Raw genomic sequence first — 26,520 nt, forward strand, 5'->3', positions numbered from 1 at the left:
GGTGACTGTGGTGATCCTGACAGGATCAATGACACACAATTCCATGCTCAAGAAACTGTTTAGTAATCGCCCTCGCGTAGTAGCTCGACGGCCCCTTCGAGGTCCGACGGGTACTCACTTTCATACTCCACCCACTGCCCCGATACCGGGTGACTGAACCCCAGACGCTTAGCATGCAACCATTGGCGGGTTAGGCCAAGAGCAGCTCCTAGCTTCGGATCCGCGCCATAGGTTTGATCGCCGGCGCACGGGTGTCCAAATGCGGAGAAGTGAACGCGAATCTGGTGTGTGCGTCCGGTTTCTAGGTGCACTTCAACAAGCGAGGCGCGTCCGAAGGCTTCTATCACCTTGTAGTGAGTCACCGATTGCCGCCCGCCCTCAAGCACCGCAAATTTCCAGTCGTGTCCCGGATGACGTCCGATGGGCGCGTCGATAGTGCCTTCCAACGGATCAGGCAGACCTTGGACGACTGCATGGTATATCTTCTTTGGCGTACGTTCTTTAAATGCGCGTTTCAAGGCGGTGTAGGCACGTTCAGACTTCGCGACCACCATAAGCCCGCTAGTTCCAACATCCAGACGGTGAACGATGCCCTGGCGCTCTGCGGCACCGGAAGTCGAGATGTTGTATCCCTCGGCCATGAGTGCGCCCACGACGGTAGGACCGACCCAGCCTGGAGACGGGTGGGCTGCGACACCGACGGGCTTGTCGATGACCACGTAGTCATCGTCATCAGCGATGATCTTCAGCTCTTCCACTTTCTCAACCTTAATTTCTAATGGATCACGTTGCGGAGGAATGGTGACATGAAGTTTATCTCCGGCCTTCAGCTTGACGGCTTTGGAAACCGTTCGGCCGTTAACTTGGATCTGCGAGCCCTTGCACAGAGTTGAAGCAAGAGTTCGTGGAATTTCCAAGCTCTTGGCTAGATAAGAATCCAGACGTGCTCCTGCGTCATCTGGGTCTACCTGCAATTCGTGAACGGTGATTTGCTCGGAGATCATGCCTTCGGCTCCGTTTCGTCGGTGATTGGCTTCTCACCTTTCGCTGGATCTCCGATGGTGCCATCGAGGTTTCGTCCTCGGATCAGCATGTAGGCGACGGCGATCATGGAACAAACGATGAAGGAGTCGGCAACATTAAAGATCGCGAAATGGTTCACGGAGAACATATCGACAACATGGCCGAATCCAAACGCTGGTTCACGGAAGATGCGGTCACCAAGATTACCCAAGACCCCGCCAAGTAGTGCACCCAGAGCTAGTGCCCAGCTTCGAACCCGTACTCTCTTGCTGAGCAGGAAGACCACGAAGACTGCCACTGCTGCCTGAAGTATGGCAAAGATGATGGTGAAGTTCTCTCCAATGGAGAAGGCCGCGCCCGGGTTCAGAATATAGTGAATGCTCAAGAAGTCTGGAATGACTTCAAATGATTCACCAAGATGCATGTTCTGTTCCACCGCGATCTTCACGGCTTGATCGAGGATCAAGGCGATCAGAGCAATAACTAAGCCAAGGCCCAGAAACTTTTTGGGTGAGCGGGATGTGCTCCCGGGTTGAACTGCGTCCACAGTGATACCTATTGATTCCTCTTAAACGTCAACGGTGGTGCCCGGATTTGATCCGTGCACCACCGTTGATCTTACTAGAAAGCTAGATCAGGTTTTGACCTGTCACTAACTAGTTTGCCTTGGTTGCATCTGCATCGATGGAACCCTGGGACTCAAGGTCACGCAGCTGTCCTTCGATGTAGGTCTTCAGGCGAGCACGGTAATCGCGCTCGAATCCACGAAGCTGCTCAAGCTTGCGTTCAAGAACCGACTTCTGCTGTTCCAGAGCCGACAAGGTCTTGCGGCTCTTTTCCTCTGCAGAGGTAACAAGAGTGTTCGCCTCGGTCTTTGCGTCCGAGATGATCTTGTCACGCTGCTCAACACCCGAGGCAACGTACTCATCGTGCAAGCGCTGAGCCATCGACAGCACGTTGGCTGCAGACTCTGCGGACTCGGTACGAGGAGCGGCTGCTGGAGTGGCAGCGGCAGCTGGTGCGGCCGAAGCAGCTGGTGCAGCGGCAGGAGCTGGAGTAGTTGCTGCAGCTGGTGCTGCCGCTGGCTTCTCTTCAGCAGCTGGCTTTGCTTCAGTCTTCTTCTCTTCAGCAGGCTTAGCAGCAGGAGTTGCAGCCTTAGCTGGCTCTGCAGGCTTGGTTTCGGCCTTCTTCTCTTCAGCAGGCTTTGCTGCTGGAGCTGCCGATACTGGTGCAGGAACGGTCTGTTCCTTGGATACCGAGCCGGCATCTTCACCGAGCTCAGCGAGTCGGTTGCGGAGAGTTTCGTTCTCACCGGTCAGGCGACGCAGCTCCACTACGATCTCGTCGAGGAAGTCATCTACCTCGTCTTGGTCATAGCCTTCACGGAACTTGGTCGGCTGAAACCGCTTATTGACTACGTCTTCTGGCGTTAAAGCCATTGGGTCACCTCAATACTGGGATCATTTCCGCACGACCATGTCTTGCCTTGCGAAACACTTACCTTATGTTGTCAGGGTCGCGACCGGTGAAGTCGGAGCACCATTTCCTAAAGGATATAACGATTTGGACACTAAATACGAAATCGAGCTAATGCTCGTGTCTCATATTCTTTGAATCTACAGGGTTTGAACTCTCAGAACAATCCCTGCTTCGACGAAAACCGCCTAATCAGATCCCTGTACTGTTACCAACACTGAACACCACTGCTTTGACAAGCATTACAACGATGAACAGCAACAGAAACGACAGGTCAAGACGAATTCCGCCAAGATCTAGGGGCTTGATCCGCTTACGCAACCAGCGCAAGGGAGGATCTGTAATCGACACGATTGCAGTCGCTGCAATCAGTGCGATGCCTTTGGGGCGCCAGTGGCGAGCAAAGCTTTCAGTAATATCCAGCACAATTCGCATCAACAGTAAGATCTGCAGAATTGCTAGCGCGAGATAGATAATCCCGAACACCATTTGTATGTGTGCTCCTGGCCTCTTAGCTCTGGTTGAAGAAAGTAGCCTGAGCTTCTGACTTCTTGTGATCTTCCCCAAGAACCTCAACGGTTGAAGGGGAAAGTAGGAACACCTTGTTAGTCACGCGCTCGATTGAGCCGTGCAAAGCGAAAACGAGTCCGGCCGAGAAATCAACGAGACGCTTGGCATCGGTCTCGCCCATGTCGGTGACATTCATAATCACCGGGATTCCGTCGCGGAAGTTCTCACCGATGATCTTGGCATCGTTGTAAGAACGTGGGTGGACGGTTGTAATCTGACGCAATTCGGAATCCTCATCCCGTACTGAAGGGGCACGCTTGATTGGGGTGACCGGAGCACGGTATTCCGTCTCTGGTTCTCTAGCTTGTGACTGCGGCGCAGCTGGTCTTGCGACAGCTTGCGGACGTGGGGATTCTGCAGGGCGCTGCGTAGGGGCAGCCTCCTCAACAACACGCACCTGACTCTTGGGTTCGGCGTATGTTGTCTGGGTTTCTTCTTGCTCGACGGCGTCCGCCAAGCCGAGATATACCATTGCCTTACGTAGACCGTCAGCCACGATGTTTCTCCTCGTTTATCCCTTGCATGCAACCCCATTGCATGCTTCCGCTACTTCGACGCTACCGTACAAATTTCGGCAGGCATCGTTTATTCGTTCAATTCTTGGCGGTGTGTCGCGCACGCCTACGCAGCTGACCAAATCAGTCCCGCAAGTCGCCCTGCGCTTGGTGTGCGTCGGTATGAAAAATAGTTTTCATCCTCCAACGTGCAGACCTGGCTCTGACGCACTTGAACACCGAGTGAGGATAATTCACGTTGCGCTGTGGCCGGCAAATCTAACCCGCTACTTCCCCAGCGGGTTTCGGTACGGATGCCCGTTCGAAGGGTCTCTGATTCTTCGGCCATTTGAGGTGACACTTCATAGCATCGCCCACAGATCGATGGGCCAATAATGGCTTCGATCAGACTGGCACCATGAGCACGGAGCTCTTCAACGGTCCGAGTCAAGATTCCGTCCAACAAACCTCGGCGTCCTGCGTGCGTTGCTGCGGTCAGCGTGCGATCGGTAGCTATATCTTTACCAACAAAAAGTACAGGTAAGCAGTCAGCAACCATCACCGCCAACGGGTACTCCCCGGTGGGGTCAATCAAACCATCGCAAGTAGGTGCCGTTGGCTCCAGCCAGGAGGTTCGTGCTACCGGATCAACAGTGAAGACATCCGCCGAGTGCACTTGATTCATGAAATTAAGCGAGAAACGTCGAACCCCGATCGTATCTTCCAACCGGCTTCGATTCTCCGCCACGAGGCGAGGATCGTCGTTCACGTGCAAGGCGAGGTTTCCCTCTTCTCGCGACGTGAACGCCAGATGAATATTTGGATCGAGGTCCGACGTGAAATGTAGCACTGCTCAGCTTCTCGCTGTTTTACTTCAGGAAGTCAGGTACGTCCAGGTCGTCATTCGAGCCATTGAGGTCCGAATCGACAACGTCAGGAAGGTCCTGGAACGAGCCGTTGTTGTTTTCAGCAGCAGGCTTCTCTTCGGCAACCGGTGCTGGCTTTGCAGCTGCAGGAGTTGCAGGTGCCTGCTGTTCTGATACCGCAGCAGGTACTGGCTCAACTGGACGCGTAGATACAGCTGGCTTTGCTGTAACCGGTGCCATTGGCTTGCTGGTTACATCTGGCTCATCAAAGCCGGCAGCAATCACGGTCACGCGTGCTTCATCACCCAGGGCATCGTCAATGACGGCACCGAAGATAATGTTGGCTTCAGGGTGAGCAACCTCCTGAACCAGGCGAGCGGCTTCATTAATCTCAAACAGACCGAGATCAGAGCCACCCTGGATGGAGAGTAGTACACCGTGTGCACCATCGATGGATGCCTCAAGCAGTGGCGAAGCAATCGCCAGTTCGGCGGCCTTGACGGCACGGTCTTCACCGCGGGCAGAACCGATACCCATAAGTGCGGAACCTGCACCCTGCATAACTGACTTAACGTCGGCGAAGTCCAAGTTGATCAAACCGGAAGTGGTGATCAAGTCGGTGATGCCCTGCACACCGGAGAGCAAGACCTGGTCAGCCTGGCGGAATGCGTCCAGAACCGAAACGTTGCGGTCCGAGATCGAGAGCAGTCGATCGTTCGGGATCACAATCAAAGTATCTACTTCGTCGCGTAGGGCTTCGATGCCCGACTCGGCGGAGTTCGCACGGCGGCGACCTTCGAAGGTGAACGGACGGGTGACGACACCGATGGTCAATGCACCAAGCGAACGGGCAATACGTGCCACGACCGGGGCGCCACCGGTACCGGTGCCACCACCTTCGCCAGCGGTTACGAAGACCATGTCTGCGCCACGCAAGACATCTTCGATTTCTTCTACATGATCTTCAGCTGCCTGGCGGCCCACATCTGGGTTAGCGCCAGCGCCCAGGCCACGAGTAAGTTCGCGTCCTACGTCCAGTTTGACGTCGGCATCACTCATAAGCAGAGCCTGAGCATCGGTGTTAATGGCGATAAACTCTACGCCCTTGAGACCGACTTCGATCATTCGATTGACTGCGTTTACACCGCCACCGCCGATTCCGACGACTTTAATGACCGCGAGGTAATTCTGTGGAGCTGCCACGTCCCGCTTCCCTTGTTAGATGTGCTACATATTTCACGACTCCAGCTGAAAACCTTCATCTTTAGCCTTAAGCTTTAGGTTCTGTCAAGCTGTCGTTATTAGAAACGCTATGAGTCGTGTGGTCTTTGTGCAACGACCGCCTAGGCGTGTCGCTTGTTCAAAACTATCTTTCCAGAATTTGTCGGCTTATTCGTCCTCCCGCGCCCAGAAGGCCGAGACTTAATAAACGACTGGATTCTCTGGATTGGTAACGTCGATCGTGGTCTTGGCTGAATCTTTGTCGCCAAGTTCTTTCACAAATATCTTCGCTACCTGATTTTTCAGTGCCGACTTGGAGTTGTCTCCCCATATCAGCGTCCGCTTCTTGGGAAGCGCCAGTTCGGCGAAGCCTGCCTTAGACAGCGTTGCGGTGGAGACTTCCTTGAGCACGTCCTGATCTACCGAGCTCAAGATGCTGGTGAGCAGTTTGAACTTCTCCGGATCCTTTGTCTCATTACTTGCCTTGACCTTCGGAAGCTTCGTCTTGTCGTTCTTCCCAAGCGTCCTTAGCTTCTTGCCGGTCTCGGAGACGAGGTACTGCTTGTCACCATCAACCAAGATGGCCACTGGATCTGCCTCAATGACCTCAACAACCAAGGTGTCAGGCATCTGTGCTTTAACAACAACGCTATCAATAGCCGGTTGCTCGCCAATGAGTTCTTGAACCTTTGATTCTGAAATCCGCGGAAGCGGAGTTCCCTTCAGCGGTTCCAAAGACTGGCTCAGCTTCTTAGCATCAACCAGTTTGGTGCCTGAGACTTCGATTTTCTTAGCCGCCAGTAAGGGAGAAAAACTCAAGATCAGCACCGCCACGAGGCTGAGCACCACAATGCTCACCCCGACTATGATCAGAAGCTTACGTCGCTTCTTCTCGGGACTTTCCGGAAGTACTACGACTTTTGAATCTTCACCCATGGAACGCCTTGTGTGGTTGATAAGACCAATGAACTTGGCCAACGACTATTGCATGCTGAATTTAGCTCAGCGATTTCACGATTTCTGGACCAAGAGCCGTAACATCGCCGGCACCAATGGTCATCACAACATCTCCGGGTTCTGCTTTTTCAACCACATGTGCGACTGCAGCAGCAGGTTCAAAGACATTGGACGGCACCTCAACCCGGGATGAAATCAGCTCACTGGTCACCCCTTCGATTGGCTCTTCGCGTGCCGGATAGATTTCCAAAACGGCAACCGAATCGGCCAATGAAAGCGCCTGCGCGAACTCTCGGTAGAACTCTTTGGTACGACTAAATAGGTGTGGCTGGAAGACCACGTGCAGTTTGCCTTCACCGGCAACCGTGCGTCCTGCCGACAAGGCTGCCTGCACCTCTGTGGGGTGGTGAGCATAGTCATCGAAGACGCGGACTGCTCCCACCTCACCTTTGAACTCAAACCGGCGTGCTGCCCCGGAGAAACTTGCTAGCGCCTGCAGTGCTTGGTCAGCATCAAGCCCGGCGTCCAACCCAACGCAGAGTGCAGCGGTAGCGTTGAGCAAGTTGTGCTGACCGGGTACTGCCAGATCCATGGTGTGGCGCTGGCCGTCATTTAGGTCAACTGTTGCGGTAAAACGTCCATCAGCTGTGGACTGCGCACCAGAGAGTCGAAGATCCGCATCTTCGCTGAATCCATAGGTCAGCACACGCAGCTCACCCCGTTCGGCCCGCATCTTCGTCGCTAATTCATTTGCTCCTGCATCATCGGCACAACAAATGAGCAGGCCGTCTTCGGGCAACAAACGGGCAAAGTCCACAAAGGCTTGGTGAACGGCTTCGGCAGTTCCGTAGTGGTCCAGGTGATCGGCTTCAACGTTGGTCACGATGATTACGTCAGGACGGTAGTTCAAGAACGAAGCGTCTGACTCGTCAGCCTCTGCCACAAAGTAACCGCCTGCACCAAGCTCCGCGTTGGTGCCCAGGCTTGGAATGTTCGCGCCGACAGCGAAGCTTGGACGTGCGCCCACAGCTTTGAGCATATGAGCGGTCAACGAAGTGGTGGTGGTTTTGCCGTGGGTACCGGCAATGGTCACGATCTTTTCATGACCGCGCATGGTTGCTTCCAGCCCTTGCGAACGGTGCAGAATTTTCAGGCCGCGACGTACCGCTTCATCGTATTCCGGGTTGCCGGGCTTGATGATCGAGGAGATGACCACGGTCTGGGCATCTTGAAGGTTGGCAGGATCATAGCCAACGTGGATTCGGGCTCCGCGTTCACGTAGACCCTCCAACACGGGCAGGTCCTTTGCATCGGTGCCCGAAACTTCCAGTCCGTAGTCCAGCAGCAATCGAGCCACTGCAGAAACTCCAACCCCGGCAACGCCCATCAGGTGTACTTTGCCGAGTTCAGCTTGCAGTTCGTTGGCGCGCAATGCCATGGTTCTAGCCTTCCTGACCCGCACCACGACGGGTTGAAACTTCTTCAATAATTCGACGTGCCATGATTTGTGCAGCGTCGCGCTGACCTAGTGAGGCAGCGGCTTGAGACATCTGTTCAAGTTTATGCTGATCGCTCAGTAATTTGATGACATTTTCGGTGACATAGGCCTTGGAAAATTCGTCATCAGAAACCAGTACCGCTCCCCCAGCAGCGACTAAGTCACGGGCGTTGAGTTGCTGCTCACCATTACCGATGGGCAGGGGAACCAGCACAGCAGCGGTCCCGGCCACTTCAAGCTCACATACTGTACCGGCGCCCGAACGGCATACCATCAAATCGGCTACCGCGTACGCGTACTCCATACGATCCACGTATTCGAGCTGCGTGTATCCCTCGTGCTCCAGCGGCAGGCCCGCTGCATCGAGGATCTGTTTTCCGCGTCCCGTGATGTGTACTGTGTGCACTCCAGCGGCATTAAGCTCATCGAGAGAGTCCGCGATCGCCGTGTTGATACTTTGCGCACCTGAGGAACCGCCGGTTACCAGAAGCACTGGCTTGTTCTTCGGCACCGCAAAATATTCGCGTGCTTCATCGCGCAGAGCATGTCGGTCCATTTGAGCGACGTTCGAACGCATTGGCATACCAACTTGAACTTCGCCTGGCAGTCCTGTGTGGGCGAAAGTGGTTCCGACAAACGCAGCAGACTTGGCACCCAACTTGTTAGCCATGCCGGCCACCGAGTTTGCCTCGTGAACGAAAATCGGTACCCGTAGTTGTTTAGCCGCTAGGTAGGCGGGAGTGCAAACGTACCCTCCTACGCCCAGCACCGCTTCGGCCTTGTTCTCTTTCAGAACACGCTTAGCTTGGTTTAAAGCGGAGAGGAACCGGAAAGGGAACTTGAACAGGTCGAGGTTCAGGCTGCGAGGCATCGGAACCTTGGGAATTAGTTCCAGCTGATAGCCCGCTTCCGGAACCAGCTTGGTTTCTAATCCGCCCGGCGAACCCAAGGCAGTGATCTGGGCACCGGCTTGTTCGTCCTTCACCGCATCGGCAATCGCCAGCATAGGTGAAATGTGACCGGCAGTTCCTCCGCCTGCTACGACAAGACGCATAGCTTCAGTCATTGGTTCTCTTGCTCCTTAAGACCCCGAAACCCGGGTTTGTTGCCCGTCAAGGTCATCTCGGGGCTTCAACGTTTTCTTAGCGTGCGGTCGACGCGCTATTTCTGCTTGGCGGGGATGGTCTTGTCCTTGGCCTTGCCCTCGCCGGCTTCAAAGGCGAGCTTCTGCGCACGCGCTGAAGACAGGACATAGCCCATGGCCAACATAATGGCTAACATCGCCGAGCCACCTGATGAAATGAATGGCAGCGGGACACCAATGACCGGAAGAACACCGGTAACGGTACCGAGGTTGACGAACGTCTGGCCGATAACCCATGACATCAAGCAACCCATGAGGACCTTGGTGTACATGTCGCTGGCTCGCATAGCGATGCGGTACATGGCCAACGCCAAGACGATAAACATGGCAAGAACGAACAGCACACCGATCAAACCGAACTCTTCACCCAGAATAGAGAAAATAAAGTCATTCTGAGCTTCTGGCACGTAGGACCACTTCATGCGCGACTGTCCAGCGCCTACGCCAAACCAGCCACCGGAGGCGAAGGCATGCAGCCCCATGCTGGCCTGATAACACAACTGGTCGCTAGGACCACAGTCGGTATCCAACCAAGCAAGAACACGCTGTCGACGGTTCGATGAACCCATGACGGCAACGGCCAAACCGACAAAGCCGACGGCAGCAAAACCTGCCAACCACTTCATCCGGATTCCGCCCAAGAACATCGCTGCGGCAATTACCATCAGCAGTACCAGCGCGGTACCGACGTCCTTACCCACGACCACCAAACCAACAATGGTAATACCCACGGGAATCACGATGGGAACAACCAAGTGCTTCATGTCGTGCAGGAGATGCTGCTTCTTCTCCAGCATAAAAGCGGCAAAGACGGCAAGAGCCAACTTGGCAAATTCACTGGGCTGTAGACCCAGCGGGCCGATTCTAATCCAGTTTCGGTTACCCAGAACCGTATGTCCCAAGGGGGTGAAGGCGACCAGGAACAGCAGGAGAATGGCACCCAACACCGAGGGCCAGCCCAACCGCTTAAGCGTGCTTGGCTTAATGAATTGCATCACCAACATGAGCACGATGCCCACACCGGCAAACGTGGCCTGGGACAGCGCGACGGTGAAGCCGTCCTTGCCCTTGGCGATGGCTTCCACCGAGGCTGAGGACTGAACCATCAGCACACCAAAAACTGCCAATACTACCGAGATGGCAAGAACCATCCAGTAGTCGATGGACGCCATGCGACCGCTGGCGCTTTCCACTATGCCGATCAGTCTGGTCAACAAGGGAGTTTTTGCCGTGGCCTCCGTGGCTGGCTGATGTTGCTTAGTCGCCATCGGTGCCTCCTGCCTTGATGTTATCTGTACGGTAAACGGTTGCTTAGTGCTCTTCGCCCGCGTTATCCATCAGATCACTCACGGAGCTGATAAACGCGTTGCCACGCTGGGCGTAGGAGCTGAATTGGTCCATCGATGCTGCAGCCGGCGCCATCAACACGGTGTCGCCGGGCTCAGCAACTTCGTGAGCCTTCGCCACTGCTTGGGCCATGACTTCAAGTCCGGTGGGTGCCTGAGAATCAGCTGACGGGGTCAGCGCGGTGATGTTGATGACCTCAACCGCAGGTGCTTTGGCAGCCAACGCACTGATCAGCCCGGCAGTATCGGTTCCGATGAGCAATACCTTAGCCAAACGATGTGCGTGCTTAGCAATTAGCTCTTCGTATTCGACACCCTTTGAGAGTCCTCCGGCAATCCAAACCACGCGGGTGAACGCCGCCAAAGAGGCATCGGCGGCATGCGGGTTGGTAGCCTTCGAATCGTTGATCCACAGGATGTCGTTCTTACGGGCAACAGCCTGGATTCGGTGATCCCCAGCGTCAAATCCGCTCAAACCCTGGAACACGGCTTCTGGTTCGACGCCATAGGCACGGGTCAAAGCCGCGGCAGCCGCAGCATTCGCCGCTGTATGTCGAGGGACGATCTCACCAATCTGATCCAGCGGAATCAGTTCAGCCGCGCTGTTCTTTCGATCATCAATGTAGGCGCGGTCAACCAGAAGGTTCTCCACCACACCAATCATGGACATCGCTGGGGTGTCGGTGGTGAAACCGATAGCGCGACATCCATCCACGACGTCGGCATTTTCTACCATCGAAATGGTGCTTTGCTCGTCCACGTTGAAGATAGCTGCAACTTGGGTGCGCTCGTAAATCTTGGCCTTGGCAGCCTTGTAGTTTTCAAAGCCGTCGTGCCAGTCCACGTGATCTTCTGCGATGTTCAAGACCACGGAAGCCAAAGGCGAGATGCTGTGGGTGTAATGCAATTGGAAGCTGGAGAGCTCAACCGCGAATACGTCGTAGTCAACTGGTTCACGTACGGCATCAAGAATTGGAGTACCAACGTTGCCTACGGCGATGGCTTTCAACCCTGCGGCACGCAAGATCGATTCGGTCATGCCTACGGTGGTGGTTTTTCCGTTGGTTCCGGTAATGGCCAACCATTTTGGTGCTACGTGTCCAGCACGGTTCTGCACGCGCCAAGCCAACTCGATATCGCTCCAGACCGCGATATTCAGCTTTTCAGCTTCGGCGATGACGGGGTGGCGAGGATTCCATCCCGGGGAAACCATTACCAACTGTGCCTGCGCTGAATCAACCAGGGGCAGGGATGTCACGTGTTCGGCGCCGAGCAGGACCTCATGGGCACCGACAATTTTCAGGGTTTCGCCTCGCTGCTGATTGCTCTGATCGTCCCGCCCGTCAATGACGGTCACGATCGCGCCAAGTTCGATCAGCGTGTCAGCGGCGGAGAACCCAGAAAGTCCTAGCCCGGCCACGACAACGCGTAGCCCTTTCCAGTCAGCATCCCAGCTGGTTAGTGAGTCCAAAAGTTCTTTGGCATCTGCGCTCACAGTGCGACAACCCATTCAGAGTAGAAGAGTCCCAGACCGGCAGCGACGAAGAGTCCGGCCAGGATCCAGAAGCGAATAACGACGTTTTCTTCGGACCAACCCGAAAGTTCAAAGTGGTGCTGCAGTGGGGCCATCTTAAAGACTCGCTTACCACCGGAGATCTTGAAGTAACCCACCTGGATAATTACCGAAACGGCAACGATTACGAACAGTCCCGCGATGATAACCAGCAGCAGCTGGGTGCGCGAGAGTATTGCGAAGGCAGCGATGGCACCGCCGATAGCCAATGAACCGGTATCCCCCATGAAGATCTTCGCCGGTTTGGCGTTAAACCAGAGGAATGCGATCAAAGCGCCCGAGAGCGTAGCACCAAGCAGAGCCAGGTCCTGTGGGTCTCGCACCGAGTAACACACGTCCATGGAACTGATGTTTGCGCAGGCTTGATTCTGCTGCCAGATCCCCATCAGCGTGTAGGCGCCGAAAACCATAATTGCAGCGCCGGTGGCCAGTCCGTCTAGACCGTCGGTGAGGTTCACCGCGTTGGTGGTACCGGTAACAATGAAGTTTGCCCAGATCACAAACAGGACCAGCCCCAGCAATGGTCCGGCGAATGCCAGATCAATGTTGGTATCGCGCAGGAATGAGATCGCGGTGGATCCTGGAGTCAATCCCCGCTCGTTGGGGAACTGTAGGGCCAATACCGCAAAGCTGATACCGAAAATGGCCTGCAGGACAATCTTCTGCCACGCGCGAAGGCCCAAGGAGCGCTTCTTGAAGATCTTGATGAAGTCATCCAAGAAGCCGATCAGTCCCATGCCTCCAAAGAGCAGCAGGGCGAGCAATCCGCTGGCCGTGATACCCGATGATTGGCGTCCCATCAGGGCCAGGATGCCGTGGGTGGCGAAGTAGGCAACAAATACGGCCAAGACAAAGACCACACCGCCCATGGTGGGGGTGCCCGACTTTACGGCGTGAGAGTTGGGACCGTCATCGCGTACTACCTGCCCATATTGCTTGGCGGTGAGTAGTTTGATGTACAGCGGCATGGCCACCATGGTTAGTACGAGGGCAATACCTGCCCCCAAGATCAATGCGATCACGCGTCTTCGCCTTCCTTCACGAATGCTGCGATGTCGTCGCCAAGGAAGCGCAGACCGGCCCCATTAGAGGACTTGAATAGGGCAATATCCCCTGGCTGAAGTTCGGCTTGCAATAGCTGCCGAGCCTCATCCACGGATTCAACGTAGTAAGCCTCGTCGCCCCAGCTGCCTTCGAGCACAGCCGAGTTGTAGGCAGGTTTAGCCCCTGCACCGACGACAACGAGTTTCTTGATGTTCATACGAACGGCCAAGCGTCCGAGCATGTCATGTTCGTGGATTCGTTCATCGCCGAGTTCAAGCATTTCCCCGAGCACTGCCCAGGTACGACGTGGTGGCTGCCCATCATGACCCAATCCCAATTCGGCCAGTGTCACGAGGGCTGCCCGCATGGACTCGGGGTTGGCGTTGTACGCGTCGTTGATGATGCTCACGCCGTCGGCACGTTCGATGCGTTCCATTCGCCAGCGGCTACCCGCGGCTCGTCCCTCAAGGCTGGAGGCAATCGTCTCGGGGCTGATTTCCAGGGCGTAGGCTGCATTAGCGGCAGCCAGAATATTGCTCACATGGTGTCGTCCAAGTAGCCCGGAGGTTATCCGCTGGCTGTAGCCGTTAGGGAATTCAAGGGTCAGCTGTGGCTCTCCGGCACCGTTGACGACAATGTCACTGGCCCACACACCTGCACGTTCAACCTTGCGGTCGCTGGTTCCAAAGAAGCGTACCTCGCAGCTGGTACGCGACGCCATGCGTGCCACGCGCGAATCGTCGGCGTTCAAAATGGCGATGCCATCGGCATCGAGGGATTCGACAAGTTCGCCCTTGGCTTTCTCGATATTCTCGACGCCGCCAAATTCGCCAGCGTGAGCGGTACCCACACAAAGCACCACGCCGACCTGCGGATGCACCATGTCGGTGAGGTAGGTCAAGTGACCTATACCGGTTGCCCCCATCTCGATAACAAGGTACTTAGTTTGTTCCGTCGCGGTGAACACGGTCAGCGGCACGCCAACCTCACCGTTGTAGGAGCCGATCGGCGACACGGTAGGTGCCACGTCCGCAAGGATCGCGGCCAACAGGTCCTTGGTCGTAGTTTTCCCGGCCGAACCGGTAATGCCCACTACCTTGGCGTCGTTTTTAGTTTTGAGGTACTCAACAATGTGAGCGGCAATCTTGCCCATAGCTTCGACAGCGTCGTCAACGATGATCGCCGGATGTACGTTCCGCGCGTCGTCATAGGTCACTCGCTCAGCCAGGGCCAGCACAGCACCGGCGGCGAGGGCGCGATCAATAAAAGCGTGCCCGTCGGAGAATTCCCCCGGCTTGGCAACAAATAGGCAACCTGAAGTCACTTCACGCGAATCAGTGGTCACGGACGTGATCAACGTGTCGGAAGCGGCGGTTGGGCTCGCTTCTCCCCCGGTGATCTTCAATAGGTCGGTCAAAGACAGTTCAATCATGGCATTAAGGACTTTACACTCGTGCGGTGGCGTTAGTGGTCTTGTACTATCTAGGATTTGGTCACAAATCCATGAAGATTTAGCGCGTTGGCTAATTCCACACGGTCATCAAGTTCCACACCAATTCCGGCAACGTCTTGGCTGACCTCGTGACCACGACCGGCAACGAGGATGGCGTCATTAGCCTGGGCCAAACTCACAGCGAATTCCACGGCTTTGGCGCGTGGCGCGATGTTGTAAAGCACCGTTTCGCTACGTTCGGAGTTAATGACCTCTTGGGCACCGGCCGCAACCTGCTCACGAATCGGCGCTGGTTCTTCGCCATGCGGGTCATCGTCGGTGACAATGACAATATCCGCGTGACGTGCCGCCACAGCACCCATATCTGGGCGCTTTGTCTTGTCGCGCTCACCGGTGGCACCGAAGACGATGATTCGTCGGCCTTGTGCTCCTGGACGAATCGAATCCAACGCCTTAGCTAAAGCATCCGAGTTATGTGCAAAGTCCACGACGGCAACCGGTGATTCGGCAACCACCTGCATGCGTCCTGGTACTGCAACCGAGAGTGGATCTTTGGCATCCAGTGCGTTTTGCAGGGCGGTGATATCAACCCCGCTGGCCAGCACCATAATGGTAGCCAGCGCGGCGTTGGCTACGTTGAACATTCCGGGCAGTGCGGTGCGGGTACGAAGTTCTTGCCCGTCACGGTGTGTCAGGGTGAAGCTATGTCCTAGGCCAGAGTGCTCCAGCTGCGATACTCTCCAGTGGGCCTGGGTATTTTTCTCGTCCAGGCTCAATGACAGGGTCGGGATCTGAGCCTGTTCAGCCAGTCGAGCACCGTACTGGTCATCAACCATGACTACCGCGCTCTGGCTACGTTCGGGGGTGAACAACTCGGCTTTAGTTTGGAAGTACTCTTCCATTGTGCCGTGCAGGTCCAGGTGGTCTTGGGTGAGATTGGTGTACCCGGCGACCGCAAAGTTCAGCGCGTCCACTCGACCGTAGCTCAAGGAATGGCTGGAAACTTCCATGGCCACGGAGGTGACCTCTTGTTGGGCCATGCGGGCCAGCACGCCGTGCAGCTGCGTTGACTCGGGGGTGGTCAATACGCTGGGAATGATCTGACCGCGGGCGGACATTTCGATCGTGCCAATCAGCCCGGTTTCTTCGCCCAAGGCTTCAAGGATTGAACGAATCATAAAAGTGGTCGTGGTTTTACCGTTGGTACCGGTCACTGCGAAGAGCTGTGGGCTGTTCTCCTTGGTGCCATAAATGACCTGCGCTATCTGTGCAGCACAGGCGCGGACGTTGGCCACCACAGCCACTGGAATGGATAGATCTTCAGGCAAGAAGTCCAGACCTGCGGTATCGGTGATAACGGCTACTGCGCCGTTGGAGATGGCAGTATCTACAAATTCTGCGCCATGTCGTTTGGAACCTGAGATACCAAGGAAGACATCACCTGGCTGAACGACCTGCGGGTTCAAACTCACTCCGAAAACTTGGACAGCAGCTTTGAACTGTGCCCCAGTCCGTACTGCGCCAGCAGCGCCGCAGACCTGATCGAAGCCCAAGCCGGCCATGTTTTCTGGACGAAGGTACCGCTCCAACTCGCGTGGAGTTTCGGGATTCTGGGCTACCAAGATTTCTTTTGTTCCTTACCTGCAAAGACGTCGTACGCCTCTGAATCTGTTGTGCTCGGTGGCACATTGAATGTGTTAAGCGTGTGGCTCATGACGTCGGTAAATGTGTCGGCCACAGTGAAGGCTTTCCAGTCACCCTTAGGGCGGTACATGGTTGCAACCACTACGTACTGTGGGTCTTCCAACGGTGCTACACCCGCAAAGGAATAAGTATAGCCGTCGTATCCCTTGGCCCCGGCGGCCTGACCGGTACCGGTCTTGCCACCGACACGATACCCCGGGATGGCTTCCTTGTAACCGGTACCGTAGTCCACTACTGATTCCATCAGCTTGAGCATCTCTTTGGCGGTGGTTTCCTTCACCACTCGCTTCTGCTCCGGGTCAGGAATCTTGGTGACCGATCCGTCATCATTTCGGTAGCCTTCGATCAGGCTAGGCGATAGGCGGACGCCACCGTTGGCCAAGGTCTGGAAGATCGAGGCGGTGTGCAGCACGGTCTGAGAGTAGCCCTGACCGAACATCGTGGTGTACTGCTGACGACGATCCCAGTTTTCTGGTTTGGCCAGCTGACCGGCACTGGCACCATTCAGACCCACCTGAATCGGCGTACCCAACCCGAACGCTCGCATGTAGTCGTAGCGCGTCTGCTTGCTCATCTTGTTGCCGACCATCACGGTGCCGGTGTTGTAGGAGCGGGCGAAGACGCCGGCGACGGTCATGTCATAGGTGGGGTGACGCAAGGAGTCGTTGATGGTCTCCTTGGTAAAGGTCTTCTTATTCGGCACGGTCAAGACGTCGGTGGCTTTCACCACGCCCTGATCAATGGCCGCAGCGAAGATGGCAGCCTTACCGGTGGAGCCGGGTTCAAAAGCACGAGTAATTGAGGTGGAGTGGCGGAATTCAGGATCCGTTGCACCCGGGTCGTTGGGATCAAGCTCAGCAGAATCACCGATGGCTAGGATCTTGCCGGTTTTTACTTCCATGGCCACGACGGAGACCCATTCCGCGTTGAACTCATCGCGCTTCTTTTCGGCCGCGCGCTGAGCCACGTAGTTGATGTCCGAGTCGATGGTCAGCAAGACATCCTGACCGTTGACCGCTGGATTCTCTTCAACTTCGGTGACGGGGATTCGAACACCGTCGGCGCTGATCTCGTACTTACGGCTACCGGCAGTACCTGCCAAGTGATCTTCCTGGCTCAGTTCCAAACCTTCGGCACCAACTACCGAGGTCTGATCATCAGAGTTCTTCACAAAACCCAGAAGCGGTCCGGCGATCACACCCTGCGGGTATTGGCGTTCGCTTCGAAGCAACGAGGATAGGCGTGGAATACCGATTTCGTTAACTTCGTTGCGGACTTCCGGGGTCACCGACTTTGCCAGCACCACATAGCCTTTGGGTGTGGCGTCGCCCTGCGGACGCACCTTCTTGGCTAGCTCATCTCGGTCTTGATCCAGGGCCTTGGCTAGTTCGTCGATGGCCTGGTCCCATGAGACCAGCTCGTGTCCATTGGATCCATCGCGTTTTGCACGGCGAATGTTTTCATCTTGCTGGCGCTGATCGATCACCAGGTCATAGCGGTCGACAGACACGGCCAGGGTTGTTCCGTTGCGGTCCTCAATGGAACCACGAGTGGGAGCGATGGTCTCTGTACGTTCGCGATTTTCCTGCGCTGCGTTGGCGACGGACGTTGCGTTGATCCCCTGGACCCAAACCAATCGGGCCAAAATAATCACCAACAAGAGCACTGAGAGAAGTAGTACAAAGCGCATGCGCTTTTTCACAGTGTCGATTGCCGTCGAGCTCACAATGAACCTAACTTTCCCTCAGCGTGGTTTCCAGCAGTATCCGCTAGCTCTTATCTAGCTTAGGAAGATCTGGCTACTCTGCTGGGGATTTGATACTTGGAGCCGGAATCGTGCCGCCGTTGAGTTCCGAGTCCTGGAACACTGGACGACCAGATTCGGAGACTTCGCGGTCACTCTTCGCGGTAGTCACCGCGGTTTGTACAGATTCCTGAGAGGAAGCAGAGGACTGGCTCTCATCCTGTGAGGTCTTACCCACAGTGGTCTTGGGCGTAGTCGATTTCTCGTCCTTGGCCGCTTCAGAGTCGCTCTTCTTGCTTTCGCTCGCAGTCGAGCCTGGAAGTGGTAGCGTCCCGTATTCCTGCTTGCTGTCCTTGGCCTTGACCGCTGCCTCAGCGTCCTGGGTTACTTTGCTCTCCGAAAGGCTGATCAGTCCAGGAGCCCCCGGTGAAACCAGTCCAAGGTCTTTAGCTTTGGCCGCCAGTGCCTGTGGTGCGCCCAGGGACTGAGCTTCCTTGAGCAAGGATTGGTTTTCTTGAGACAAGGCACGTTCTTGGTTGCGCAGCGAGACGATATCGTACTGACGCTGGGCTACAGAGGTGTTGAGCAGAACCAAGGTGACGATCACGCTGAAAGCAAGAACGACCAGAATCGCAGACATGGTGATCATGGAACGGCGATTAGATTCTTTAATCCGTGGGACTAGAGAAAGGGTCACTCGCTGGCGCAAATCGCTCTTTGGCAACTCACTAGCAAGCACGGGCTCGGGTCGTAAGGCTCGTGCAGCACTGCCTTCAACAACTGGCTGGTTGTTCACGATTGCAGAGTTCTGCACGCGACGCGGGGCTCGCTGGCTCATCCTAGCTCCTCTTCAACACTCGCTCCACAGCTCGCAAACGAGCTGAGGCTGCACGGGAATTTTCTGCAATTTCCTGATCGCTTGGCTTTTCAGTGCCCTTGGTAAGGACCTTGTATTCAGCCTTGTGCTCTTCTAGTTCCACCGGGAAGCCCGGAGGAGCCGAAGACGTCGCACCTTGTACAAAGTGACGTTTGGTGATCTTGTCTTCCAAGGAGTGATAACTCATCACTACCACGCGTCCCCCGACGTTCAGTGCTCCCATTGCTGCTGGGATGGCACGTTCGAGAACATCAAGTTCTTCGTTGACTGCGATGCGCAACGCTTGGAAGGTTCGTTTGGCCGGATGACCGCTAGTGCGAGCCGCTGCCGCTGGCACGACGCCGCGGATAACCTCAACCAGTTCGGCGGTGGTGGTGATGCGCGACTTTGCTCGTGCTTCCACGATTGCAGTCGAGATCCGCCCAGCAAACTTCTCTTCGCCCCACTGTCGGATAATCCGCAACAGTTCCTCGCGGTCCAGGTCATTGACTAGATCCTCCGCGGTGGGACCAACGGAGGTATCCATGCGCATATCCAGCGGAGCATCGTAGGAGTATGCGAAGCCACGCTCGCGCTCGTCTAGCTGCAAGGAGGATACGCCAAGATCAAAGAGGACTCCGTCAACACCGGGGAAGCCCAAGTCTTCGACGACATCTGCAATCTCGTCGTAGACAGCGTGGACCAGATCGATACGATCCTCGAATGGCTTCAAACGGGCGCCAGCTAACTCGTGTGCCTGTTCATCACGGTCAAGACCGATCAAGTGTAGGATTGCAAAGCGCTTCAAGATGGCTTCGGAATGGCCACCCATGCCCAGGGTACAGTCCACAACGATTGCTCGACGGCCTTCAGCATTTGCCCGTTCAATACCCGGTGCTAGTAGATTGACGCAACGGTCCAGAAGTACTGGAACGTGGCGTTCTGATGCAGGTCGCTGAGAATCTTGATTTGGCACTGCGCCCCCTTTCGATGTTCTAAGTCGTGTTGGAATCAGATCCCCCTCCAACCAAGTGGAAGTTCAATCTTCTGGCTCCGGGGAAGTGGAGCCAGACGATCTTCCCCCTCTAGGTGGCTGGAGATCTCATCCCAACATCTTGTGCTGGTGGATTGGACAGCGCTCTAAGCCCTAGTCCTCATCCGTATCCGAGAAAACTTCTTCCTGTTCATCCAGATACTGTTGCCATGCCTGCGTATCCCAGATTTCGATGCGGTTACCCGCACCAATTACCGTGACTTCGCGGTCAAGGCCACCGTAGGTACGCAGTACCTGCGGAATCGTGACTCTGCCTTGCTTGTCCGGAACTTCGTCAGATGCTCCCGAGAGGAACACACGTGCGTAGTCGCGTGCTCGTCGTGAGGTCAAGGACGCCTGAGCTAGCTGCTCATGCTGTTTCTCAAACTCCCGCTGACTAAAAACGTATATGCAACGTTCCTGTCCACGAGTGAGAACCAGCCCATAGGACAATTCATCACGATATTTAGCGGGAAGAATTAGACGACCTTTTTCATCGAGTCGGGGCGTATACGTTCCCAGGAACATGCACACCGCCTTTCCGCGAAGTGGCCGGAAGCCCCAATCTTCTCTACTTGTCTCCACTTTACTCCACAACCCTCCACTGTCAACGCGATTTCATTGGTTTCGCGAGGGTCTGGAGATAAAAATCAGCTAAATCTAGCGGATTCTCAGGCTTAGTTAAGGTGGAGGGAACGAGCGGTGAACGTTCAGATACCCTCAATTTTTCATAGATCTCAGGATGAAAACCTGCGGATTCTAGGCATTTAAGGACCCAGTGGTGGGAGGTGGGGCGCACCGGGGAGGAAAGTGGAGCTGCAGCATTTCAGCGACATAAGTGCCAAGCTTGGAATCTGCCGGGAATTTAGACTCAGTCTTTGAGGCGTGTCGCCCAAGCCACCAATTGTCGCCTGCTTGTTCCGGGGATAGAAACGTTCGCTAGGGCCCGATGCAATGACAGTTATTTATAAACCTCAACCATGCTCAGTTAACCGTCACCGAAGTGGATTCTGGGCACAAAAAAGAGGTGCAACCCGAAGGGTTACACCTCAACTTCACGTCCGACTAGCTGTCCGACTGATCCCGCTTTCGCTGATTCCACCGTTCCTCAAGTCCAGACATGAACTGGGAATTATTCTTAGCGGCAGATTTGGATCCAGCGTTTCCGGCAGATCCTAACTTACCTGACGCCGACTTGGTTAGGGCCAGCAGTACTCCGCCAAACATCACCACAAAACCGAGCACTCCAAGAATGATGATGTGCTGGGAAATGCCAAATATGAGGCCGGCGAGGCCAGCGATCACCAGAAGAATACCTAGCGCAACATTACGCGTGGAAAGGCGACCCGCACTAGCAGGTCCCTTCATACTAGAAGCGAAGCGACGATCTTCGTGCAACTGCTTTTCAAGCTGCTCCAACAAACGCTGCTCGTGTTCCGATAGCGGCATCGTCTTCTCCTTCCGAGGCAATCTTGACGGTCATTTACCGCCGTCAGGTTCAACGCAGATTCGGAGCAAAAAGTTCCCCGAATCATTTGATCCGTACAACTAGGATAGTCTCTTTTACCACCGGCCTGCCACTTGATCTTTGCCACTGGCCCAGATACCCACCTGACACACAGGAACGAATTATTCTGGTGGTCGCAAAAATCGCGCTGGCGTCACCAAAGACTGCGGAAATTTCTGTCCGATCAAGTCAGCCATCCGTTCAGCCTCCCTGACTTTTTCATCTTTTGGATCCAGGCTCAGCTGCAAACCAACTTCAGGATCCTGTAGCCGTTCAGCACGCACACCAACCAGCCGTACTGGTTGAGCTAGAGGTGACAATTTGTGAAGTAGTGACAATGCCGCGTCACCAATAGCAGACGAGGAATCCGTGGCCGCGCCGAGCGTTTTCGTTCGAGTCACCCCAGTGAAGTCTCGATACTTAATCTTCAATCCGACGCCACCGGCAGCGCGCCCATGCCCACGCAGTCTCTTGGCTACCCTATGACTCAGTCGCAGAAGCTCACCCTCCAAGACTTGTACGTCGGAAACATCTGCGCTGAACGTGTGCTCGGCCGAAATACTTTTTTCATCCCGAGTCACCTCAACCGGGCGATCATCAATGCCTCGTGAAAGAAGGTATAAAGATCTGCCATGCTCCCCCAGCCGTGAGACCAGGCGAGCTTCTGACTCCCGAGATAGTTCCCCGACGGTCTCGATACCTAGAGCGTGAAGCTGTTCCCCGGTCTTCTTGCCGACGCCCCACATTTTGGAGACCGGTAAGTCCCGAAGGAATTCTTCAGTCCTCTCCGGCGCGACGACAGCCATTCCATTGGGCTTTGCGTATGTTGAGGCCAATTTGGCAACAAATTTGTTCTTGGCAATTCCGACACTTGAGGGCAACCCCATGTTCTGGCTGATGTGCTCACGTATCGTTTGAGCGATCTGCACCGGACCGCCGAGCATTCGCACGCTCCCGGTAACATCTAGAAACGCTTCGTCAACACTAATCTGCTCGACCAAGGGGGTGAGCGAACGGAAGTACTCCATGATCTGTTCGGACGCTTGAGCATATTTATGATGGCTCGGTTCAACAATCGTGGCTTCGGGCATCAAGGGGATCGCTTGGCTCATCGGCATGGCCGAATGCACTCCCCTGGCCCTACAGTCGTAGGAGGCGGAAAGCACGACGCTCCTTCCTTCCGGGAAGCCGACGATGACCGGCTTGCCGACTAGCTCCGGACGGTCGAGTAGCTCGACAGAGACAAAAAACGCGTCCATGTCTACGTGCAATATCGCTCGATGCGCCATACCCACCTGCCTGCTTAATCATTCCGAACACATCTACCATACTCGAATATATGTTCGGTTTTCGCTAGGATGTTTGTAAGAAGTTATTTGACCAACGGTGTCGCCCAATCACCGGTAGAGTTGTTCCTGCCACCTGTCGTTCACTCAAAGAAATGATTTTGCATGTCGTTGCCTGATTCTTTGCCCTCCGCCGAGACCGAAGCCCTCGAACTGGGTCGGGCTTACACCACGAAGGTCGCGCTGGGCTTGGAGGAATTCCTGGTCTCTAAGAGTGTTGAAGTTGGGCAAATTACGACCAGCGCAACTGAGATCGTTAGCGCCATTGCCGATCTAACCCGTGGTGGAAAACGCCTGCGCCCGCTCTTCGCTTATTGGGGATATCAAGGAGCAGGTGGCGACAAGGAATCAAATGACATCGTTCGACTCGGCGTCGCTTTAGAACTATTCCAAGCTGCCGCTCTAATCCACGATGACATTATCGATAACTCCGACACCCGACGAGGGCAACCAAGTGTCCACAAGCGTTTTGAGGCTCAGCACCAGAAGCTCGGCCTTTCGGGTAGCGCCTCAGCCTACGGAACGGCCAGCGCCATCCTTACCGGCGATCTTTGCTTATCACTGAGTGAAGAGGCGTTCTCAGAGATTGAAGTACTACCCTTTAATGCACGACAGATCTTTAATCGAATGCGGACTCAGGTCATGGCCGGACAGTACCTAGACGTCCTAGAAGAATCAGCTGGGCCTGCTTACGATCCCCGTGAAGCGGTCAAACGTGCACGAACCATCGTGACGTACAAGTCCGCCAAGTACTCGACGGAAAATCCATTCTTAATTGGTGGCGCATTAGCCAGCGCTAGCCAGGAGCTACTTGATCACTATTCGGCGTTCGCGCTTCCGCTAGGCGAGGCATTCCAACTTCGTGACGACGTACTTGGTGTTTTCGGAGATGCGGAAGTCACTGGTAAACCAACTGGTGGCGACCTGCTTGAGGGTAAGCGCACGGAGTTGATCGCGCATGCACTCCTATTAACTGACGAATCGCAACGTGAATTCATTCAGTCGCGTCTCGGCGCCGAAGACATGTCCAATGAGGAAGTTCAGCGCCTTAGCAACATCCTTCGAGATAGTGGTGCTCTTGCCGCTACCGAAAACAGTATCAGCGAACTGACCAGGCAATCCCAAAAGGCTCTCGAAGCCCTCTCAATCTCACCAGTGGCTTTGGCAGGCCTTCAACATCTGAGTGACGCGGTGACGAAGCGTTCTAAATAGCTCATCTAAGGTCCATATTTGATAACAAAAGGTCTCAACCTTCCGTAACCCACGGAGATGGTTGAGACCTTATTGTTGTCTGCTGCCTTTGCGAATGCTGGTCGGGAGTCTTACCAGCCGAGTGCTTGCGCGCGGCGACGAATTTCCGTCTTGCGACCTGAGCGTAGGGCATTCATTGGTGTACCCGGAAGCGAGTCGTCCTCAGTGAATAGCCATACGATCGCTTCTTCATCCGAGTAAGCCGCATCCAAAAGTACCGAGAGCGTGCCCTTCAGGCTCTCGACAACAGAGCCATCCTGGAGAAAATCAGCAGGAATCGAACGAATGTTGCGTTCACCGATTCTTACTGACACGATCGCACGCTCATCTAAGAGGCGGTGGACCTGACGAATGTCGATTTCTAATTCTTCTGCCACGTCGGGCAAGGTCAGCCATTGGCCGACGAGATTTACGATTTCCTTCACTCCTTAAGGTTCCCACAAAATCGCAAACTCCGCAGAAACTTTGGGAAAACTGGCCACAGTGGTTTCCATGCGACTCACTAGTAGTGTAAATTTCCTTGTATCACTTTGATAACAATTGCATCACGAACAACATTAGAAACGTATGTCTCTCGCGTTGCAGTGAAGTAGTGACCGTTATTTTCACCGTATCTTTGAGGATCGACTCCATGCCCCACGAATCGAAACATGTCTCTAAGCATGCTTTAGGCGTAGTAGCAGGCGCGGCCATCCCAGCCGCAGTCATTGGTAGCCTTGCGCTGGCACCAGCCGCGCAAGCAACCCCCGTATCCCTCCCCAAAACCTCAGGCAACCTAGCTAAAGCTGTAACCCCACAAACCATCAAGGTTGCTGAAGAACAGATCAAGGCCCACTTGATCGCATCGCGAGTCTCAACACTCGGACTTCCCGCCAAGCGTGACGTGAAGGAAATCAAGATTCCTGCCGGCGCGACTCTCTCGGGCATCGCCAAGGAATACAGCATCTCCGTTGCTGAGCTAAAAAAGATCAACGGTTTGAAGAGCGATGTCATCATCGCTGGCAAGACCCTTAAGGTCTCTGGTAAGTCCGACTCCTCGAAGTCTTCAAAAAAGGACTCTTCGAAGTCCAGCAACTCTTCGGGAACAAAAACTTACACCGTGAAAAACGGTGACACGCTCAGCGCGATCGCGAGCAAGCACAACATGTCCTTGTCATCGCTGCTGAGCAAGAACGACATCTCCGCCAGTAAGGTCATCTTCCCGGGCAACAAGCTGAAGGTTAATGGATCCGGCTCGGACTCGAAGGAACAAGCTTCGAAAGCGAAGCCTAAGAGCAGCTCTTCGAGCTCCGCAACCTACACCGTAAAGTCCGGCGACACCTTGGGTAGCATCGCGGTCAAGCACAACATGAGCTTGTCTTCGCTACTAAGCAAGAACAATATCTCCGCCAGCAAGGTCATCTTCCCAGGCAACAAACTGAAGGTTAGCGGTTCGGGCTCGAGCAATGAGTCCAAGTCATCCAAGAAAAACACATCTTCTGCGCCGAGCACTTCAAGTTACACTGTGAAGTCCGGTGACACGTTGGGCGCAATCGCTGCAAAGCACGATATGAGCTTGTCTGAGCTGTTGAAGATCAACGATATCTCGGCAAGCAAACCGATCTTCCCTGGCAGCAAGATCAAGGTATCGGGTGGTTCTTCCTCTACGAAGACAACGACTCAGAGCAAGCCTAAGGCCAAGACCTCCAGCTACACCGTCAAATCCGGTGACACCCTCGGTGGCATCGCGATCAAACACGATATGTCGCTGAAGTCATTGCTCAATCTGAACCCTTCACTGAGCACCAGTTCCCCCATTCGAGTTGGGGACAAGATCAAAGTTTCCGGTTCGTCTGTAGCTCCAACCGGTACTGTCAAGAAAGACAAGATCGGTAATACCTTTGAAGGTCGCACCTACGAAGACCATGTGGTGAGCAACGCCAACGACAACAAGGATTACCTTGACTCGGTTAGCGTACCAAGCCGATCAGAGATGCAGTCCCTGATTCGCTCTACTGCGCTGAGCATGGGTGTTGATCCTGCCCTGGCACAAGCACATGCTTACCAGGAATCTGGTTTCAATATGCGTGCGGTATCCCCTGCCAACGCGGTGGGCGTCATGCAGGTGCTTCCAAGCACCAGCGACTGGATCGCTTCAAGCATCGGCCAGAGCCTGAACCCGTTGAACCCACGTGACAACGTGGTTGCCGGTGTAGCGGTCATCCGATACAACCTGAACAACACCGATGATCTGGACACCGCAATTGCTGCGTACTACCAGGGCTTGGGTGGCGTAAAGAAGAACGGCATGTACGAGGACACTAAGCGCTACGTCGCAAGTGTGAAAGCGCACATGAAGAACTTCCGCTAATTAGCAAAAATCGATGGCCGGTCAAACACTTAGATGTTTGATCGGCCATCGTTGTCTCTGGGCC

Annotated in this window: 24 protein-coding genes; 2 read left to right on the forward strand and 22 right to left on the reverse strand. The window is 54.8% G+C overall.

Translation table 11 applies throughout. The features are described from left to right. Nucleotides 1-59: 59 nt before the first annotated feature. The 21 genes from FJV47_RS01940 to dinB all read right to left on the reverse strand — a co-directional run bounded on the left by FJV47_RS01940 (nucleotide 60) and on the right by dinB (nucleotide 22,798). Nucleotides 60-1,004: an RluA family pseudouridine synthase gene (locus FJV47_RS01940; RefSeq protein ID WP_159609504.1), complete on the reverse strand. Its 945-nt coding sequence runs from the start codon at nucleotides 1,002-1,004 to the stop codon at nucleotides 60-62. Further along, entirely contained in the window at nucleotides 1,001-1,570 is a 570-nt protein-coding gene (gene lspA, locus FJV47_RS01945; protein WP_235026300.1) for a signal peptidase II, read from the reverse strand. The genes FJV47_RS01940 and lspA overlap by 4 nt, the downstream gene beginning before the upstream one ends. 109 nt (nucleotides 1,571-1,679) lie before the next feature. Further along, complete coding sequence (locus tag FJV47_RS01950; RefSeq protein WP_159609506.1) at nucleotides 1,680-2,462, reverse strand: DivIVA domain-containing protein; 783 nt, start codon at nucleotides 2,460-2,462, stop codon at nucleotides 1,680-1,682. Nucleotides 2,463-2,691: 229 nt separating this feature from the next. Next, nucleotides 2,692-2,988, reverse strand: coding sequence for a YggT family protein (locus tag FJV47_RS01955; protein ID WP_200831928.1), 297 nt, complete (start codon nucleotides 2,986-2,988; stop codon nucleotides 2,692-2,694). A 22-nt stretch (nucleotides 2,989-3,010) separates the two neighbouring features. Then, entirely contained in the window at nucleotides 3,011-3,565 is a 555-nt protein-coding gene (locus FJV47_RS01960) for a cell division protein SepF (protein WP_159609508.1), read from the reverse strand. A 125-nt stretch (nucleotides 3,566-3,690) separates the two neighbouring features. Continuing rightward, nucleotides 3,691-4,413, reverse strand: a complete 723-nt coding sequence (locus FJV47_RS01965) for a polyphenol oxidase family protein (protein WP_159609511.1) — start codon at nucleotides 4,411-4,413, stop codon at nucleotides 3,691-3,693. 19 nt (nucleotides 4,414-4,432) lie between these two features. Next, a complete protein-coding gene (gene ftsZ, locus FJV47_RS01970; protein WP_159609513.1) occupies nucleotides 4,433-5,632 on the reverse strand; it encodes a cell division protein FtsZ in 1,200 nt (399 codons plus the stop codon). Nucleotides 5,633-5,851: 219 nt separating this feature from the next. Beyond that, nucleotides 5,852-6,586, reverse strand: a complete 735-nt coding sequence (locus FJV47_RS01975) for a cell division protein FtsQ/DivIB (RefSeq protein ID WP_159609515.1) — start codon at nucleotides 6,584-6,586, stop codon at nucleotides 5,852-5,854. A 61-nt stretch (nucleotides 6,587-6,647) separates the two neighbouring features. Continuing rightward, nucleotides 6,648-8,045 carry a UDP-N-acetylmuramate--L-alanine ligase gene (murC, locus tag FJV47_RS01980; protein ID WP_159609517.1) on the reverse strand — a complete coding sequence of 466 codons (1,398 nt, stop codon included), beginning with the start codon at nucleotides 8,043-8,045 and terminating at the stop codon, nucleotides 6,648-6,650. Between the two features lie 4 nt (nucleotides 8,046-8,049). Beyond that, nucleotides 8,050-9,171: an undecaprenyldiphospho-muramoylpentapeptide beta-N-acetylglucosaminyltransferase gene (gene murG, locus FJV47_RS01985; protein ID WP_159609519.1), complete on the reverse strand. Its 1,122-nt coding sequence runs from the start codon at nucleotides 9,169-9,171 to the stop codon at nucleotides 8,050-8,052. 95 nt (nucleotides 9,172-9,266) lie between these two features. Next, nucleotides 9,267-10,517, reverse strand: coding sequence for a putative lipid II flippase FtsW (gene ftsW / locus FJV47_RS01990; RefSeq protein ID WP_159609521.1), 1,251 nt, complete (start codon nucleotides 10,515-10,517; stop codon nucleotides 9,267-9,269). A 43-nt stretch (nucleotides 10,518-10,560) separates the two neighbouring features. Further along, nucleotides 10,561-12,105 (reverse strand): UDP-N-acetylmuramoyl-L-alanine--D-glutamate ligase, encoded by a 1,545-nt coding sequence (gene murD / locus FJV47_RS01995; protein WP_159609523.1) that lies wholly within the window; start codon nucleotides 12,103-12,105, stop codon nucleotides 10,561-10,563. Then, complete coding sequence (gene mraY, locus FJV47_RS02000) at nucleotides 12,087-13,190, reverse strand: phospho-N-acetylmuramoyl-pentapeptide-transferase (RefSeq protein ID WP_159609525.1); 1,104 nt, start codon at nucleotides 13,188-13,190, stop codon at nucleotides 12,087-12,089. The genes murD and mraY overlap by 19 nt, the downstream gene beginning before the upstream one ends. Next, complete coding sequence (gene murF, locus FJV47_RS02005; RefSeq protein ID WP_159609528.1) at nucleotides 13,187-14,644, reverse strand: UDP-N-acetylmuramoyl-tripeptide--D-alanyl-D-alanine ligase; 1,458 nt, start codon at nucleotides 14,642-14,644, stop codon at nucleotides 13,187-13,189. The genes mraY and murF overlap by 4 nt, the downstream gene beginning before the upstream one ends. Before the next feature lie 50 nt (nucleotides 14,645-14,694). Continuing rightward, a complete protein-coding gene (locus FJV47_RS02010) occupies nucleotides 14,695-16,287 on the reverse strand; it encodes a UDP-N-acetylmuramoyl-L-alanyl-D-glutamate--2,6-diaminopimelate ligase (RefSeq protein ID WP_159609530.1) in 1,593 nt (530 codons plus the stop codon). Then, the gene (locus FJV47_RS02015; protein ID WP_235026302.1) at nucleotides 16,281-18,095 is read right to left on the reverse strand and encodes a penicillin-binding protein 2; all 1,815 of its coding nucleotides are present in this window, start codon (nucleotides 18,093-18,095) and stop codon (nucleotides 16,281-16,283) included. The genes FJV47_RS02010 and FJV47_RS02015 overlap by 7 nt, the downstream gene beginning before the upstream one ends. 73 nt (nucleotides 18,096-18,168) lie before the next feature. Beyond that, complete coding sequence (locus FJV47_RS02020; RefSeq protein WP_159609532.1) at nucleotides 18,169-18,951, reverse strand: hypothetical protein; 783 nt, start codon at nucleotides 18,949-18,951, stop codon at nucleotides 18,169-18,171. A 1-nt stretch (nucleotide 18,952) separates the two neighbouring features. Beyond that, the gene (gene rsmH / locus FJV47_RS02025; protein ID WP_159609534.1) at nucleotides 18,953-19,945 is read right to left on the reverse strand and encodes a 16S rRNA (cytosine(1402)-N(4))-methyltransferase RsmH; all 993 of its coding nucleotides are present in this window, start codon (nucleotides 19,943-19,945) and stop codon (nucleotides 18,953-18,955) included. A 171-nt stretch (nucleotides 19,946-20,116) separates the two neighbouring features. Continuing rightward, nucleotides 20,117-20,530 (reverse strand): division/cell wall cluster transcriptional repressor MraZ, encoded by a 414-nt coding sequence (gene mraZ, locus FJV47_RS02030; RefSeq protein ID WP_159609536.1) that lies wholly within the window; start codon nucleotides 20,528-20,530, stop codon nucleotides 20,117-20,119. 537 nt (nucleotides 20,531-21,067) lie between these two features. After that, entirely contained in the window at nucleotides 21,068-21,451 is a 384-nt protein-coding gene (locus FJV47_RS02035; RefSeq protein WP_159609538.1) for a DUF3040 domain-containing protein, read from the reverse strand. A 180-nt stretch (nucleotides 21,452-21,631) separates the two neighbouring features. After that, nucleotides 21,632-22,798 (reverse strand): DNA polymerase IV, encoded by a 1,167-nt coding sequence (dinB, locus tag FJV47_RS02040; RefSeq protein ID WP_159609540.1) that lies wholly within the window; start codon nucleotides 22,796-22,798, stop codon nucleotides 21,632-21,634. Nucleotides 22,799-22,960: 162 nt separating this feature from the next. Between dinB and FJV47_RS02045 the strand changes: the two genes are divergently transcribed. Beyond that, the gene (locus FJV47_RS02045) at nucleotides 22,961-24,067 is read left to right on the forward strand and encodes a polyprenyl synthetase family protein (protein ID WP_159609542.1); all 1,107 of its coding nucleotides are present in this window, start codon (nucleotides 22,961-22,963) and stop codon (nucleotides 24,065-24,067) included. 110 nt (nucleotides 24,068-24,177) lie between these two features. On the opposite strand, the gene FJV47_RS02050 is transcribed toward FJV47_RS02045, so the two are convergent. After that, nucleotides 24,178-24,531, reverse strand: a complete 354-nt coding sequence (locus FJV47_RS02050; protein WP_159609544.1) for an Rv2175c family DNA-binding protein — start codon at nucleotides 24,529-24,531, stop codon at nucleotides 24,178-24,180. 206 nt (nucleotides 24,532-24,737) lie between these two features. Between FJV47_RS02050 and FJV47_RS02055 the strand changes: the two genes are divergently transcribed. Continuing rightward, complete coding sequence (locus FJV47_RS02055; protein ID WP_159609546.1) at nucleotides 24,738-26,456, forward strand: LysM peptidoglycan-binding domain-containing protein; 1,719 nt, start codon at nucleotides 24,738-24,740, stop codon at nucleotides 26,454-26,456. The last annotated feature ends 64 nt before the right edge of the window (nucleotides 26,457-26,520 follow it).

Origin of the sequence: Glutamicibacter sp. JC586 (genome assembly GCF_009805585.1) — a bacterium.
GTDB lineage: Bacteria > Actinomycetota > Actinomycetes > Actinomycetales > Micrococcaceae > Glutamicibacter.

Bases quoted from the DNA above. Each gene is read 5' to 3' on its own strand.
- FJV47_RS01950 (WP_159609506.1), bottom strand. From the start codon at position 2,462: ATGGCTTTAACGCCAGAAGACGTAGTCAATAAGCGGTTTCAGCCGACC.
- FJV47_RS02045 (WP_159609542.1), top strand. From the start codon at position 22,961: ATGTCGTTGCCTGATTCTTTGCCCTCCGCCGAGACCGAAGCCCTCGAA.
- FJV47_RS01975 (WP_159609515.1), bottom strand. From the start codon at position 6,586: ATGGGTGAAGATTCAAAAGTCGTAGTACTTCCGGAAAGTCCCGAGAAG.
- FJV47_RS02020 (WP_159609532.1), bottom strand. From the start codon at position 18,951: ATGAGCCAGCGAGCCCCGCGTCGCGTGCAGAACTCTGCAATCGTGAAC.
- FJV47_RS02035 (WP_159609538.1), bottom strand. From the start codon at position 21,451: ATGCCGCTATCGGAACACGAGCAGCGTTTGTTGGAGCAGCTTGAAAAG.
- mraZ (WP_159609536.1), bottom strand. From the start codon at position 20,530: ATGTTCCTGGGAACGTATACGCCCCGACTCGATGAAAAAGGTCGTCTA.
- dinB (WP_159609540.1), bottom strand. From the start codon at position 22,798: ATGGCGCATCGAGCGATATTGCACGTAGACATGGACGCGTTTTTTGTC.
- ftsW (WP_159609521.1), bottom strand. From the start codon at position 10,517: ATGGCGACTAAGCAACATCAGCCAGCCACGGAGGCCACGGCAAAAACT.
- murC (WP_159609517.1), bottom strand. From the start codon at position 8,045: ATGGCATTGCGCGCCAACGAACTGCAAGCTGAACTCGGCAAAGTACAC.
- murG (WP_159609519.1), bottom strand. From the start codon at position 9,171: ATGACTGAAGCTATGCGTCTTGTCGTAGCAGGCGGAGGAACTGCCGGT.
- FJV47_RS01940 (WP_159609504.1), bottom strand. From the start codon at position 1,004: ATGATCTCCGAGCAAATCACCGTTCACGAATTGCAGGTAGACCCAGAT.
- FJV47_RS01955 (WP_200831928.1), bottom strand. From the start codon at position 2,988: ATGGTGTTCGGGATTATCTATCTCGCGCTAGCAATTCTGCAGATCTTA.
- murD (WP_159609523.1), bottom strand. From the start codon at position 12,105: ATGGGTTGTCGCACTGTGAGCGCAGATGCCAAAGAACTTTTGGACTCA.
- FJV47_RS02055 (WP_159609546.1), top strand. From the start codon at position 24,738: ATGCCCCACGAATCGAAACATGTCTCTAAGCATGCTTTAGGCGTAGTA.
- murF (WP_159609528.1), bottom strand. From the start codon at position 14,644: ATGATTGAACTGTCTTTGACCGACCTATTGAAGATCACCGGGGGAGAA.